The 13,660-nt window shown below is 33.3% G+C and carries 12 protein-coding genes; 9 read left to right on the top strand and 3 right to left on the bottom strand.

Going from position 1 to position 13,660, the window contains the following annotated elements:
- The first annotated feature begins 222 nt into the window (after nt 1-222).
- From J4T76_RS03855 to J4T76_RS03845, 3 genes are all read left to right on the top strand, one after another.
- Nucleotides 223-846 (top strand): NADPH-dependent FMN reductase, encoded by a 624-nt coding sequence (locus tag J4T76_RS03855; RefSeq protein ID WP_267340386.1) that lies wholly within the window; start codon nt 223-225, stop codon nt 844-846.
- Nucleotides 846-3,296 carry a flavocytochrome c gene (locus tag J4T76_RS03850; RefSeq protein ID WP_274460533.1) on the top strand — a complete coding sequence of 817 codons (2,451 nt, stop codon included), beginning with the start codon at nt 846-848 and terminating at the stop codon, nt 3,294-3,296. The genes J4T76_RS03855 and J4T76_RS03850 overlap by 1 nt, the downstream gene beginning before the upstream one ends.
- 121 nt (nt 3,297-3,417) lie before the next feature.
- The gene (locus J4T76_RS03845) at nt 3,418-3,597 is read left to right on the top strand and encodes a hypothetical protein (RefSeq protein WP_267340388.1); all 180 of its coding nucleotides are present in this window, start codon (nt 3,418-3,420) and stop codon (nt 3,595-3,597) included.
- A gap of 167 nt (nt 3,598-3,764) precedes the next feature.
- Here the strand turns inward: J4T76_RS03845 and aroB are convergent, their stop codons facing one another.
- Nucleotides 3,765-4,844 carry a 3-dehydroquinate synthase gene (aroB, locus tag J4T76_RS03840; protein ID WP_267340389.1) on the bottom strand — a complete coding sequence of 360 codons (1,080 nt, stop codon included), beginning with the start codon at nt 4,842-4,844 and terminating at the stop codon, nt 3,765-3,767.
- A gap of 119 nt (nt 4,845-4,963) precedes the next feature.
- Between aroB and J4T76_RS03835 the strand changes: the two genes are divergently transcribed.
- Together J4T76_RS03835 and glnB are read left to right on the top strand one after the other, a co-directional pair.
- On the top strand, nt 4,964-6,571 hold the full coding sequence (locus J4T76_RS03835; protein ID WP_267340390.1) for an NAD+ synthase: 1,608 nt from the start codon (nt 4,964-4,966) through the stop codon (nt 6,569-6,571).
- Between the two features lie 22 nt (nt 6,572-6,593).
- The gene (glnB, locus tag J4T76_RS03830; protein WP_267340391.1) at nt 6,594-6,932 is read left to right on the top strand and encodes a nitrogen regulatory protein P-II; all 339 of its coding nucleotides are present in this window, start codon (nt 6,594-6,596) and stop codon (nt 6,930-6,932) included.
- A 6-nt stretch (nt 6,933-6,938) separates the two neighbouring features.
- Here the strand turns inward: glnB and J4T76_RS03825 are convergent, their stop codons facing one another.
- On the bottom strand, nt 6,939-7,580 hold the full coding sequence (locus tag J4T76_RS03825) for a hypothetical protein (RefSeq protein WP_267340393.1): 642 nt from the start codon (nt 7,578-7,580) through the stop codon (nt 6,939-6,941).
- A gap of 319 nt (nt 7,581-7,899) precedes the next feature.
- On the opposite strand from J4T76_RS03825, the gene J4T76_RS03820 reads away from it, so the two are divergent.
- Nucleotides 7,900-8,514: a TfoX/Sxy family protein gene (locus J4T76_RS03820; protein WP_267340394.1), complete on the top strand. Its 615-nt coding sequence runs from the start codon at nt 7,900-7,902 to the stop codon at nt 8,512-8,514.
- A gap of 124 nt (nt 8,515-8,638) precedes the next feature.
- Here J4T76_RS03820 and rhlB read toward each other — a convergent pair whose 3' ends face one another.
- The gene (gene rhlB, locus J4T76_RS03815; protein WP_267340395.1) at nt 8,639-9,868 is read right to left on the bottom strand and encodes an ATP-dependent RNA helicase RhlB; all 1,230 of its coding nucleotides are present in this window, start codon (nt 9,866-9,868) and stop codon (nt 8,639-8,641) included.
- A 155-nt stretch (nt 9,869-10,023) separates the two neighbouring features.
- On the opposite strand from rhlB, the gene trxA reads away from it, so the two are divergent.
- The 3 genes from trxA (at nt 10,024) to gndA (ending at nt 13,542) form a co-directional block, all read left to right on the top strand.
- On the top strand, nt 10,024-10,350 hold the full coding sequence (gene trxA / locus J4T76_RS03810) for a thioredoxin TrxA (protein WP_267340396.1): 327 nt from the start codon (nt 10,024-10,026) through the stop codon (nt 10,348-10,350).
- Between the two features lie 347 nt (nt 10,351-10,697).
- Nucleotides 10,698-11,960, top strand: coding sequence for a transcription termination factor Rho (gene rho, locus J4T76_RS03805; RefSeq protein WP_065565045.1), 1,263 nt, complete (start codon nt 10,698-10,700; stop codon nt 11,958-11,960).
- A gap of 166 nt (nt 11,961-12,126) precedes the next feature.
- Nucleotides 12,127-13,542, top strand: a complete 1,416-nt coding sequence (gene gndA, locus J4T76_RS03800; protein ID WP_267340399.1) for an NADP-dependent phosphogluconate dehydrogenase — start codon at nt 12,127-12,129, stop codon at nt 13,540-13,542.
- Nucleotides 13,543-13,660 lie beyond the last annotated feature (118 nt).

Below are 13,660 nucleotides of genomic sequence, written 5' to 3'. Positions count from 1 at the left end.
CTTTGTTATAACAAATTACTTATAACTCTATAATTAATCAGCTATTTCACAAATGTATTTTTCTGTTCTAAACTAACTTTGATATGCATATCACTCAAATATAAACATGCTAAATCTAATAATTAAATATACAACTGTTTTGTAGGATTTCTAAATAATTTATTCTAAAAAAATGAAATATTAATAAAATTTGTACTGATAATTACTAAGTGAGGTTTTAAAGTGAAATTTATTGGCATAGTTGGCACGAATTCGGATCGTTCAACTAATAGGAAATTACTCCATTTTATGAAAACGCATTTTGCGCACAAAGCAGAAATTGAAGTTTGTGAAATTAAGTCATTGCCTGCATTTAATGAGCCTGAAGATAAAACTCCTCCTTCAACAGTAAAAGAGTTATCAGATAAAATTGAAGCAGTTGATGGGGTGATTATTGCCACACCAGAATATGATCATTCAATTACTGCGGCCTTAAAAAGTGCTATTGAGTGGTTGTCTTACACAACTCGCCCACTAATTAATAAATGTGTGATGATTGTAGGAGCTTCCCATGGATCGTTAGGTTCTTCAAGAGCACAGGCGCATTTACGGCAAATTTTAGATGCTCCAGAGCTAAAAGCACGAATTATGCCAAGTTCAGAATTCCTTTTAGGGCATTCGCTCCAAGCTTTTGATGAAAATGGTGTTCTTATTTATCCCGATAAAGTTAAAGAATTAGAGGAATGTTTCGAAGAATTCATTTTGTTTGTTACATTCACTAATGAATTACTTAAAAAATCACAATGTAATACAGAAAAAAATAAGAAATTCAATTGGAAAAAAGCAGCTAAAGAAGGAGCGTTATAATGAAATTAATCGGAATTGTTGGAACAAATGCTCAGAAGTCTTATAACCGTTTACTACTACAATTTATGCAAAAACATTTTGCTGATAAAGCCGAAATTGAACTATTAGAATTGATTGATGTGCCAATGTTTAATGAATCAAATGATCAATCTAATAATCCGATTATTCAGAATTTTAATAATAAAATTATACAGGCTGATGGCGTGATCATTGCTACTCCTGAACATAATCATTCTATTCCATCAGCTCTAAAAAGCATTATTGAATGGCTATCATTTAATTTACATCCATTTGATGGCAAACCAGTGATGATTGTAGGTGCTGCTTATGATGTACAAGGTTCATCAAGAGCACAATTACATTTAAGACAAATCCTCGATGCGCCGGGAGTGAATGCCAATGTTATGCCAGGATCTGAATTTTTACTTGGACGAGCGCATGAAGCATTTGATGAAAAGGGTGATCTTAAATCAGAACGTACAATTGATTTCTTAGACAGCTGTTTTTTCAGGTTTACTCGCTTTACTCAAGTATTAAGCTTACTTAATGTTCCAGAAGAAATCTCTTTTAAACCTGGAAGATACTGTGTTACTGCACCAGGCCATAATGGTGATTTACCGATGGTGGTTATGTTGTCAAATGATCGTATTGAGTCGATTGATATTGATATAGAGGGTGAATCTGAAGGCATTGCTGATGTGGTATTTAAACGTATTCCATCACAAATCCTTGAAGGGCAAACCCTTAATGTAGATATTTTATCAGGTGCATCTGTTACTAGTAATGGCGTGATTGATGGTGTAGCTAAAGCAATTAAGTTGGCTGGTGGTAACCCTGATGTATTACGTAAACGACCAAAAGCTCCAAGTGCGATTGATAATAGCGATGTGCAATATGAAACCGATGTGGTTGTGGTGGGCGCTGGTGGTGCTGGTTTATCTGCAGCAGCAAGTGTTATACAAGAGGGGAAAAAAGTTATAGTGGTTGAGAAGTTCCCTGCCGTTGGTGGTAATACAGTACGTACGGGAGGGCCAATGAATGCGGCTAATCCTAAATGGCAAAATACGTTTAGCGCCATGGCTGGTGAAAGTCATACTTTACAAGAAATCGCGACAATCAATGAGTCAGCTATTGATACTCAATACCTTGATGATTTTAAAATATTAAAGCAGCAGATTAATGATTATCTGGCTGAAAATAGAGATAAGACTGGGTATTTATTTGATTCTGCATTATTGCATCGTATTCAAACTTACCTTGGGGGTAAAAGAACGGATCAATTAGGCAATGTCATTTATGGTCAATACGATTTAGTGAAAATTTTAACTGATGAAGCTTTAGATTCCGTTAAATGGTTGGAAAATATTGGTGTTGAATTTGATAAACATGATGTGACCATGCCTGTTGGAGCATTATGGCGTAGAGGTCATAAACCAATAAAGAGTGAAGGCTATGCTTATATCTCAGCTTTACAAAAATATGTCGAAGTTCATGGCGGTATAATCATTACCGATACAGCAGTAAAAGAATTAATTGTTGAAAAAGGGCAAGTTGTTGGGATAATAGGCAGTGGTTTAAATGGTAAGAAAGTTACAGTGAAAGCTGATGCGGTTATTTTAGCTTCTGGTGGTTTTGGTGCTAATACGAAAATGTTAAAAGAATATAATACCTATTGGACAGAAATTGATGATGATATTAAAACATCAAATTCGCCTGCTATTACAGGTGATGGTATTATTTTAGGACAAAGTGTTGGAGCTGATCTTGTTGGTATGGGATTTTCCCAAATGATGCCAGTTTCTGATCCTGAAACCGGTGCGTTATTTAGTGGATTGCAAGTTCCCCCACAAAACTTCATTATGGTTAATAAGCAAGGTAAGCGTTTCGTGAATGAGTATGGCAGTAGAGATAAACTTACCCAAGCTGCAATTGATAATGGTGGGTTATTTTATCTAATTGCTGATGAAGAAATTAAGAAAACTGCTTATAACACGTCTCAAGAAAAAATTGACAAACAAATTGCGGCTGGCACGCTATTTTGTGCTAATACTTTAGAAGAGTTAGCACAAAAACTGGGTATGGATGCAAAAGTCTTAAAACAAACTATAACTAATTATAATAATTATGTTGATGCCGGAAACGATCCTGAATTTGGCAAAGATGTTTTTGATTTGAAAGTCCATATTCCGCCATTTTATGCTACTCCGAGAAAACCCGCTGTTCATCATACTATGGGAGGTTTAAAAATCGACAAGCAAACACATGTATTAGATAAATCAGGACAAAAAATTACAGGTTTATATGCCGCAGGTGAAGTTGCAGGTGGTATTCACGCAGGTAATAGACTTGGCGGTAATTCATTAACCGATATTTTTACTTTTGGTCGAATTGCTGGCAAAACTGCATCAAAGGATATAAATCAAAGAGTGAAGTCTAATCATGGTGAATGAAAAGTATTATATTAATAGATAGATTGTTCAAGTTGCATCAACATCAATATTGCTTTGTACTGGTGCTATATATACTTTTAATGTTTCTACAGGAACTTTATGTATTGAGAAAATTTGGAGTATGTCTAATTTTATGGTTGCAGTTGGCATAAATTCTGCTGTTGGACCAATTCCTATGATACTAAGTGGTTTTGAACAAGGGTTAGCTTATTTAGGCTGCTTAAGCAATAAAATTAAATTTTTCAAAGAGAAACGTGGGTTTGCATTAGGTACTATTATTGCTGATATTATTGGTCAATAATGGTGGAAATTATACTAAAGCATTTTATATTGCAATTGCGGTTGTGTTGTTGGGTGTAGTATTCGATCTGATTTATAAACAGATTAAAAATAAGAGGGTAAAAATAAAAGGTGTCCTGTATAACACCTTTTATTTTATAAATAATGTCTAATATTAAAAATAGCAATTTAAACTTGCTGTATCGATTTAAACACCATTTCTTTTTCAATTCCATCAATAATTTCAGCATGACCAATTTTTGTGGGAATTACTAGGCGTAATTGCCCTGATAGAACTTTTTTGTCGCGCATCATATGTGGAAGATATGATTCTATGGACATTTGTGTGGGTCTTATTACTGGTAGTTTAGCTTTAATCAATAAGTTTTTTATACGATCAATTTCGGTATCTGTTAACTTATTTAATAATTTGGCGGTTTGAGCTGCCATAAGTATACCAACGCTGACAGCTTCACCATGTAACCAATTACCATATCCAAGTTCAGCCTCAATTGCATGCCCATAAGTGTGTCCTAGGTTTAATATTGCACGCATATCTTGTTCAGTTTCATCAGCTGCAACTATTTGGGCTTTGAGTTGGCAACAGCGATAAATACAGTAACTGAGCGCTTTAAGATCTAGATTGAGTAAGTCTTCAATATATATTTCCAACCAATTAAAGAAGTCTGCATCTAAAATAATACCATATTTTATGACTTCGGCCAGACCTGAGGAAAATTCACGTTGTGGTAAGGTTTTTAAGCAATTAAGATCAATAACAACGGATTGAGGTTGATAAAAGGCGCCAATCATATTTTTACCTAATGGATGGTTAATCGCTGTTTTGCCGCCAACCGAAGAATCAACTTGCGATAACAGTGTTGTAGGAACTTGAATAAACTTTATTCCTCGTTGGTAAGCAGATGCAGCAAAACCTACAACATCACCGATTACACCACCTCCTAATGCAATTAGGATACTGTTACGCGTATGATTATTAGCAAGCAAAGCGGTTAAAATAGTATTCCATGTTTCTATGGTTTTATATTTTTCCCCATCTGGAACAATGATGGAATCGGTTTTCACACCATGTTTTCCTAGCATATCAATTAATGATTGTAAATAAAGTGGGGCAATAGTTTCATTTGTAGCAATTAACACACGTTGACCTGCCTGAAGATTAAAATGGTGGAATTCATTTAGTAGATTTTCGCCAATAATTATAGGATAACTACGTTTGGCTAGTGCCACATTTAAGATTTTTTGCATAATAATTTCCAGTCAAGTCAAAGCTAATTTATTACTTCATGTTAACGATAAAAAAGTGGCAGCGCAACTTAGAATCATTTAAACTTAACGCCAATTTTATTTGAGATTTTGAATTTTATATGTCTTTATCTATTGTTTTAGCACAAATGAATTGGTGTGTTGGCGATATAGAAGGTAATACTCAACAAATTGTTGAGTTGATACATAGCCATTCATCGAATGACCTTATTATTTTTTCAGAGCTTGCTATCTGCGGTTATCCGCCCGAAGATTTAATTTATCGTGCTGATTTTAAAGATCGGTGTCAGAAAGCGCTATCTTTAGTCCAGCAGGCGAGTGTCGATTGTGCTGTAATTGTCGGTCATCCACATTGGCAAGATGGACATATCTTTAATGCATTATCTTTTTTTTATGAAGAAAAGTTATTAACCCGATATCACAAACAACTACTACCTAATTATGATGTTTTTGATGAGAAGCGTTATTTTACTTCCGATAATCAGAGCTGTATTGTCGAATTTAAAGGTAAAAAAATTGGGTTATTAATCTGTGAAGATCTTTGGCAAGATCAGCCTATCGATCAAATTAGTGCTCAGAATGCAGATTTGGTAATCACTATTAATGCTTCTCCTTATGATTATGAAAAACAACAGCGACGACAAGCTTTAATCAAAGATCATGCCATTAGAACCCGATTACCCATTGTTTATGTTAATCAAGTTGGTGGTCAAGATGAACTTATCTTTGATGGCAGTTCTTTTGTTTGTAATCAATACGGTGATATTGTTTGCCAACTAAAATCTTTTGTTGAGCAAATTACTTGTTTTGAATTAGGTGTACCTACTAACCAAACTACCATTGCTGAAGATAAAAATCTTCTTTTAGCGTCGATATATGATGCATTGGTTCTTGCAACACGTGATTACATTACCAAAAATGGTTTTCAAGGCGCAGTATTAGGTCTTTCTGGGGGCATTGATTCAGCGTTAACACTAGCTATTGCGGTTGATGCATTAGGTAAAGATAAAGTGCAGGCTGTTATGATGCCATTCCGTTATACGGCTGATATTAGTATTGCTGATGCTAAAGAAGAAGCTGAATTATTAGGTGTGGAATTTGATATTGTTTCGATTGAACCGATGTTTGATGCGTTTATGTCATCTTTAAAACCCATGTTTTCCGGTACACAAAAAGATACTACAGAAGAAAATTTGCAAGCACGTTGCCGTGGCGTTATTTTAATGGCTTTGTCCAATAAACGACGACGCCTAGTATTAACAACGGGTAATAAAAGCGAAATGTCAGTGGGTTATGCTACGCTTTATGGAGATATGGCCGGCGGCTTTGATGTACTTAAAGATGTACCTAAAACAATGGTGTTTGCATTATCAAAATATCGAAATACTCGCTCGTATGTTATTCCTGAAAGAGTAATTACTCGCCCTCCTTCAGCTGAATTAGCTCCAGATCAAAAAGACCAAGATAGTTTACCACCATATGATATTTTAGATGGAATATTGAAAGGTTATGTTGAACAAGATTTTTCCGTTGAACAGCTTATTGAGCAAGGTTATGATGAAATTACAGTAAGGCGTGTTATTAAATTAGTTGATATTAATGAGTATAAAAGGCGTCAATCAGCTGTCGGTCCAAAAATCACAATGCGTAATTTTGGAAAAGGCAGACGTTATCCAATAACATCTGCATTTGGATTTAAAAATTGGTGATCTCGAATTGAGGAAAATAAGTATGAAAAAAATTGAAGCTATTATCAAACCATTCAAATTAGATGATATTCGAGAAGCGTTAGCCGATCAGGGTATAACAGGTATGACCGTCACTGAAGTTAAAGGTTTTGGTCGTCAAAAAGGGCATACAGAACTTTATCGTGGAGCTGAATATATGGTGGATTTTTTACCTAAAGTAAAAATTGAGCTAGTAGTTTCTGACGATATTTTAGAAATGTGTATCGAAACCATTATGAAAACTGCACAGACTGGCAAAATCGGTGATGGTAAAATTTTTGTTTATAATGTCGAGCAAGTTATTCGTATTCGTACCGGTGAAACGGATGATTCAGCAATTTAGTTAAATTTATTTGATATCAGGGCGTTCTTGTTTTAGTAATTCTACTGTTACAATGCCTTGAATTGAACAAATTAACAGATTCATATTTGCGCCTTTTTCAAGTAATAACAACTTTTCAGTTGTATCCGGTGCAGGAATGGTTTTTACACCTACTACCGTACCGGTATTTTCATTCCACACATGTATTTCATCGTTAATATTACGAATCATCGGATTAGCAATATAAAGTAAATTGTCTTCCATATTTTTCCAATCAATGAAATTCAATGCATCTTTAATTTGGTTAATATCATTATCAATAATAAAGCCCCAAAAATAATATTTTCCCATTTTTCCTAGATCCATGGCACTATCATAGTAACCTTTAATTGTTAAATTTTTATAAATCATAGGAATTTTGAAATAAGTATAGTTTTTATTGGTATCTGTACGATTTTCGACAGAAATATAAGCTTTATTCTTATCAAAAGTTTGGATCTCTGTATATTTTTGCAATTCACTTTTGTTAGCATAAACTTCTTTGAAAAAATTAGGATTACAAAGAGTCAATGATTGTATTAATGCAAGTTTATCTGCAGTTGCAGCAGATGAACAAAACAAAACAAACAAAATAACAGCAATTTTGATCATGTTAATGTGAATTGACAATAATTGAAACCATATAATTCATAGTGTGTTGATTGTATAATTTTTACAACATAATAACAATGTTAAAGTATCTTTTCTTTTTAAAGAATTATTAAGATTTGTTTATTTATAATTAGTTTTATTTTTGAAACGAATATTAGAAAGATAAAAATTTATTTTATCAAGTATTAATCTCATTTATGTTTATTTATGAAAGATAGATCCCAGAATTATGAATTTATAAAAAAAACAGTTTTATTATTAAACTATTTACTATAACTTAATTTAAGCAGTAAGTTATCTATGTTATTAAATTAATTAAGTTAAGTGGAGATAAATTATGAGTTCAACATTTGCAAATAAAATCCTGAAGGATTTATCTTCCTTTGATAATATTTCAATCAAAACATTTTTTGGGGGTTTTAGTATTAATAGCAAAGGAGTAATGTTCGGATGGATTGGTGAACAAGAGTTTTATTTAAGAGGTCATTCACATTATCGCTCGATTTTTATTGATATGGGCATGACAACTTTAACCTTACCTTCAGGGATTTTGACAAAATCATTAGATTATTACAAGGTAAGTGATGAATTATTTGAAGATACACAAACTTTTCATTCCATGGTTAAAATGGTTATTAAATATGCTCAGTTAGAACAGAGTGAGAAAATTAAGCTAAAAAATCAGCGAATTAAAACACTTCCCAATATAACATTATCATTAGAAAAGTTACTATTTAGTGTTGGTATTACCAATATAGAAATATTTTATAGAGTAGGATATTTAGAAGCATATCATAGGATAAAAAATAAAAACTCTCGTATTTCAGGTAATGTTTTATTTATTTTATTTGGCTCATTGAATCAACGCCATGTTGCATCGTTATCTAAGGCAACTAAAAAACAGATTGAATTAGCCTATGAAGATTTTTTAAAAAACAAAAATAAAAATTAATTATTTATTAATCTATAAGTTAAATAAATATATTAATTTTGATAACAGTTATCTTAATTATGACTGATTTTTTAAGATAACTGTATATTGCTTATAATAATATTACAAAGTTTATATTATTATGTTATGTGGATGATCTTCTACGTGGAGTACGTTTAAACGTTTTTGGTATTGGTAAGTCAACTAATAATGCAGATGGATCATATTGACTAACTGGAATAGTATGATCAATTGCTTTTTCAATTGCTGGTAAATTTTGAGAATAACGTTCACAAGCAAGTGAAATTGAGTAACCTTCAGCCCCTGCACGCCCTGTTCTTCCAATTCTATGACGGTAGTCATCACAATCATCAGGTAGATCATAATTAAAAACATGGGTAACATCAGGAATATGTAAACCACGCGCAGCAACATCCGTTGCAACTAAAATATCTAGATCTCCACGAGTAAACTGTTCTAAAATTGACAAACGTTTTTTCTGAGCAATATCACCTGTTAATAGTCCCACACGATGACCGTCTGCAATTAAATGTCGCCATATTTTTTCACAGGTGACTTTAGTATTGGCAAATACAATGCAGCGATCAGGCCATTCTTCTTCAATAAGTGTCTGTAGTAGGGCAAGTTTGTCTTCATTGGATGGAAAAAATAGTTCTTCTTTGATTCGATGACCAATTTTTTGTTCAGGTTCAACCTCAACGTATTGTGGATTATTCATGTGCTCAAAAGCTAATTCACGTACGTTATGTGTTAATGTTGCTGAAAATAACATAGTCAATCGTTTTGAAGGGGAAGACATATGTTTAAAAATCCAGCGTACATCACGGATAAATCCTAAATCAAACATACGATCAGCCTCATCCAAAACGGCAACCTGTATTGCTTCTAAATTTATATAATTTTGTTTAGCATAGTCGATTAAACGACCTGTGGTAGCGATTAAAATATCTACGCCAGCTGATAACATTTTTAACTGTTTATCATAGCCATCACCGCCGAAAGCTAGCCCTAACTTAAGACCTGTTTCTTCAGATAATACTTCTGCATCATGATAAATTTGTACCACAAGCTCTCTAGTTGGAGCTATAATAATTGCTCTAGGTTGATTTGCTTTATGATCCGCTAATGGTTCATGATTTAATAAATGATTAAAAGTTGAGGCTAAAAAAGCAATAGTTTTACCTGTTCCTGTCTGTCCTTGCCCAGCTATATCAACACCATTTGTTGTTAACGGTAATGTTTGTTCTTGAATTGGCGTACAATAAGTAAAGCCTTTCTTATCAAGTGCTTTTATTACTAAAGGATGTAATGGAAATTGACTAAAAGTTGTTTTGGTAAGATAAGATGGAATCATTATGGTTTCAAATGTAATTATCAAAGTTTGAGAATTATAGCATATTAGTCATACAGACATCACTAATAATTATGCCCTATTATACTAATTACTAGTGGAAAAATAGAAAATTTATTAATATTATAAATATAAAATATTTATTGGGGGATAAACAAATGAGTAATAATATTGTTACACTTTCTGAAGCGACATTTGACAAACAAATCAATGATGCTGAAAAACCGATATTGGTTGATTTTTGGGCTGAATGGTGTGGACCTTGTAAAATGATAGCACCAATTTTAGAAGAAATCGCAGAAGAATATAGTAATGAAATGATTTTTGCTAAAGTAAATATTGAGGAAAATCCCAACATTGCCCCTAAATTTAATATACGTGGAATTCCTACACTATTAATTTTCAAACATGGTAAAGTTGTTGCAACACAAGTGGGAGCCTTAACTAAAGCACAACTTAAAAGCTTTATTGATGACCAACTTTAATTGTGTTAATTAGTTATTACAAATAATAAGAGTAATAAAATTACTCTTATTATTTCATTTTAAATACATATATCTCTATACATTAACTATAATTAAGTATAGACATAGTACCTTTTTTAGTGTACATTGCTAACCTCTTACAAGAACTCCTTTCTGCAATCCATTGTTTTTATTGATTAAGTGGGTGAATAGTTTATATCTAAGCGCATATTATCATCAAAAATTAATAATTGATTGCGTTTGTTTATTGCCAGAAAGAGGTTTTTTATAAGTAAATTAAAAGAAATATACAAAAAATAGCGGTAATTGCAAACATATCAATTTTATCCTCAAGAATTTTTAAAATTATGAATTTAACTGAATTAAAAAACACTTCTGTCTCCGAGCTTGTAACGCTTGGTGAAAAAACAATGGGTCTTGAAAATCTTGCTCGTCTTAGAAAACAAGACATTATTTTTGCGATTTTAAAGCAGCATGCTAAAAGTGGAGAAGATATTTTTGGCGATGGCGTACTTGAAATTTTGCAAGATGGGTTTGGTTTTTTACGTTCTGCCGATAGCTCATATTTAGCTGGGCCTGACGATATTTATGTATCGCCAAGTCAAATTAGGCGATTTAATTTAAGAACAGGTGATACGATTGCGGGTAAAATTAGACCACCAAAAGAAGGCGAACGTTATTTTGCCTTGCTTAAAGTTAACGAAGTTAATCATGATAAACCTGAAGATGCTCGCAACAAAATCCTCTTTGAAAACTTAACCCCACTTCATCCAAACTCTCGATTACGTATGGAACGCGGTAATGGTTCTACCGAAGATATTACTGCCAGAGTACTTGATTTAGCTTCACCTATTGGTAAAGGTCAGCGTGGTTTGATTGTAGCACCTCCAAAAGCAGGTAAAACCATGCTTCTGCAGAATATTGCACAAAGTTTGGCGGTAAATCATCCTGAGTGTGAACTTGTAGTCTTGATGATTGATGAACGTCCAGAAGAAGTTACTGAAATGCAACGTCTGGTAAAAGGCGAAGTTGTTGCATCAACCTTTGATGAACCTGCTGCAAGACATGTTCAAGTTGCGGAAATGGTCATTGAACGAGCTAAACGTTTAGTAGAACATAAAAAAGATGTCATTATTTTACTCGATTCGATTACTCGTCTAGCTCGTGCTTATAATACGGTTGTACCATCATCCGGTAAAGTATTAACTGGTGGTGTAGATGCAAATGCATTACATCGACCAAAACGTTTTTTTGGTGCCGCACGTAATGTAGAAGAAGGTGGTAGTTTAACTATTATTGCAACTGCGCTAATTGATACTGGTTCAAAAATGGATGAAGTTATTTACGAAGAGTTTAAAGGTACCGGTAATATGGAAGTGCACTTATCTCGTAAAATAGCAGAACGACGTGTATTTCCTGCAATTGACTTTAATCGCTCTGGCACTCGTAAAGAAGATTTAATGACTTCACCAGATGAATTGCAGAAAATGTGGATTTTGCGCAAAATTCTTAACCCAATGGGTGAAATTGACGCGATGGAGTTTTTAATTGATAAACTTGCCATGACTAAAACGAATGATGAGTTTTTTGAAATGATGAAACGTTCATGATTTGCGTAATTAGAACTCAGTATAATTAAAGTTGCCAAAAAAGCCGTATTATATTCTGATACGGTTTTTTTGTGGCAAAATATAGCGTAATTTAAATAATTTTTAGGTATTGTTAAAAAGCCTTAATATTTAAGGTGATATATAGATTTAATATAGGAGCCAAATCATGTCTAAACAACAAATCGGTGTTATTGGAATGGCAGTTATGGGGCGTAACCTTGCGCTCAATATTGAAAGTCGTGGATTTTCTGTTGCTATCTATAATCGCTCTAAAGATAAAACAGAACAAGTAATGGCAGAGCATTCTGATAAGCAATTGGTTCCTTACTTCACTATTGAAGATTTTGTAAATTCTTTAGAAAAACCTCGCCGTATCCTTATTATGGTTCAAGCTGGTAAGGGAACAGATGCCGTTATTAATGAGCTACGACCGCTATTAGATAAAGGTGATATTATTATTGATGGTGGTAATGCGTATTTTGAAGATACTATTCGCCGAAATAAAGTGTTATCTGATGAAGGTTTTAACTTTATTGGTGCAGGTGTTTCTGGTGGTGAAGAAGGTGCATTAAAAGGTCCTTCAATTATGCCTGGAGGTCAAAAAGAAGCATATGCATTAGTTGCACCGATATTAGAAAAAATAGCTGCTAAAGCTAATGGAGAACCATGTGTGGCTTATATTGGTCCAAATGGCGCAGGTCATTATGTGAAAATGGCACATAATGGTATTGAATATGGTGATATGCAACTTATAGCTGAAAGTTATTCAGTTCTAAAACATGTTGTAGGTTTAACTAATGATGAGCTAGCTAACGTTTTTTGTGATTGGAATGAAGGTGAGTTAAATAGCTATTTAATTGAGATCACAGCTGATATTTTTAAATTTAAAGATGAGGATGGTAATTATCTTATTGATGTGATTTTAGATGCAGCGGGTAATAAAGGTACGGGTAAATGGACGAGTCAAAGTGCCTTAGATCTTGGGGAACCTTTATCATTGATAACTGAATCGGTATTTGCTCGTTATCTTTCTGCAATTAAAGATCAACGTATGGCTGCATCAAAAGTATTAACAGGTCCTAAACACGATCCTTATGCTGGTGACAAGAAAGAATTGATAGAAAAAGTGCGTAAAGCACTTTATATGGGTAAAATTATTTCTTATGCTCAAGGATTTGCACAGTTAAAGGCTGCATCTCATAAATATCACTGGGATTTAAATTATGGAGAGATAGCTAAAATCTTCAGAGCTGGATGTATTATTCGTGCGCAATTCTTGCAAAAAATTACTGATGCCTATGCTAATAATAATCAGATTGATAATTTATTATTAGCACCTTATTTCAATCACACTGTTGAAGTTTATCAACAGTCATTGCGTGATGTTGTCTCTTTAGCTATTCAACAGGGTATTGCTGTGCCAACGCTTTCGGCAGCTATAGCTTATTATGATAGTTATCGTTCAGCAGTATTACCCGCTAATTTAATTCAAGCACAGCGAGATTATTTTGGTGCTCACACTTATCAACGTATTGATAAAGAGGGTATTTTTCATACCGATTGGCTCAATATTGAGTCATAATTATTTTTAATCCAAGTAATAACAGTTGCTAAAAGAGTGCAAGATTATCTCGCACTCTTATAAAAATTGTCTTCTTATCATCCAATAAATTCATTCAAATTTTTTAAGTTATCCATAA

It is taken from the genome of Gilliamella sp. B3022 (assembly GCF_028751545.1).
Taxonomy (GTDB): Bacteria; Pseudomonadota; Gammaproteobacteria; order Enterobacterales; family Orbaceae; genus Gilliamella.
The sequence above is the reverse complement of the archived record's forward strand: the minus strand, read 5'-3'. Positions and strand labels throughout refer to the sequence as shown.

Bases quoted from the DNA above. Each gene is read 5' to 3' on its own strand.
- J4T76_RS03850 (WP_274460533.1), top strand. From the start codon at position 846: ATGAAATTAATCGGAATTGTTGGAACAAATGCTCAGAAGTCTTATAAC.
- J4T76_RS03845 (WP_267340388.1), top strand. From the start codon at position 3,418: ATGTCTAATTTTATGGTTGCAGTTGGCATAAATTCTGCTGTTGGACCA.
- aroB (WP_267340389.1), bottom strand. From the start codon at position 4,844: ATGCAAAAAATCTTAAATGTGGCACTAGCCAAACGTAGTTATCCTATA.
- J4T76_RS03835 (WP_267340390.1), top strand. From the start codon at position 4,964: ATGTCTTTATCTATTGTTTTAGCACAAATGAATTGGTGTGTTGGCGAT.
- glnB (WP_267340391.1), top strand. From the start codon at position 6,594: ATGAAAAAAATTGAAGCTATTATCAAACCATTCAAATTAGATGATATT.
- J4T76_RS03820 (WP_267340394.1), top strand. From the start codon at position 7,900: ATGAGTTCAACATTTGCAAATAAAATCCTGAAGGATTTATCTTCCTTT.
- rhlB (WP_267340395.1), bottom strand. From the start codon at position 9,868: ATGATTCCATCTTATCTTACCAAAACAACTTTTAGTCAATTTCCATTA.
- trxA (WP_267340396.1), top strand. From the start codon at position 10,024: ATGAGTAATAATATTGTTACACTTTCTGAAGCGACATTTGACAAACAA.
- rho (WP_065565045.1), top strand. From the start codon at position 10,698: ATGAATTTAACTGAATTAAAAAACACTTCTGTCTCCGAGCTTGTAACG.
- gndA (WP_267340399.1), top strand. From the start codon at position 12,127: ATGTCTAAACAACAAATCGGTGTTATTGGAATGGCAGTTATGGGGCGT.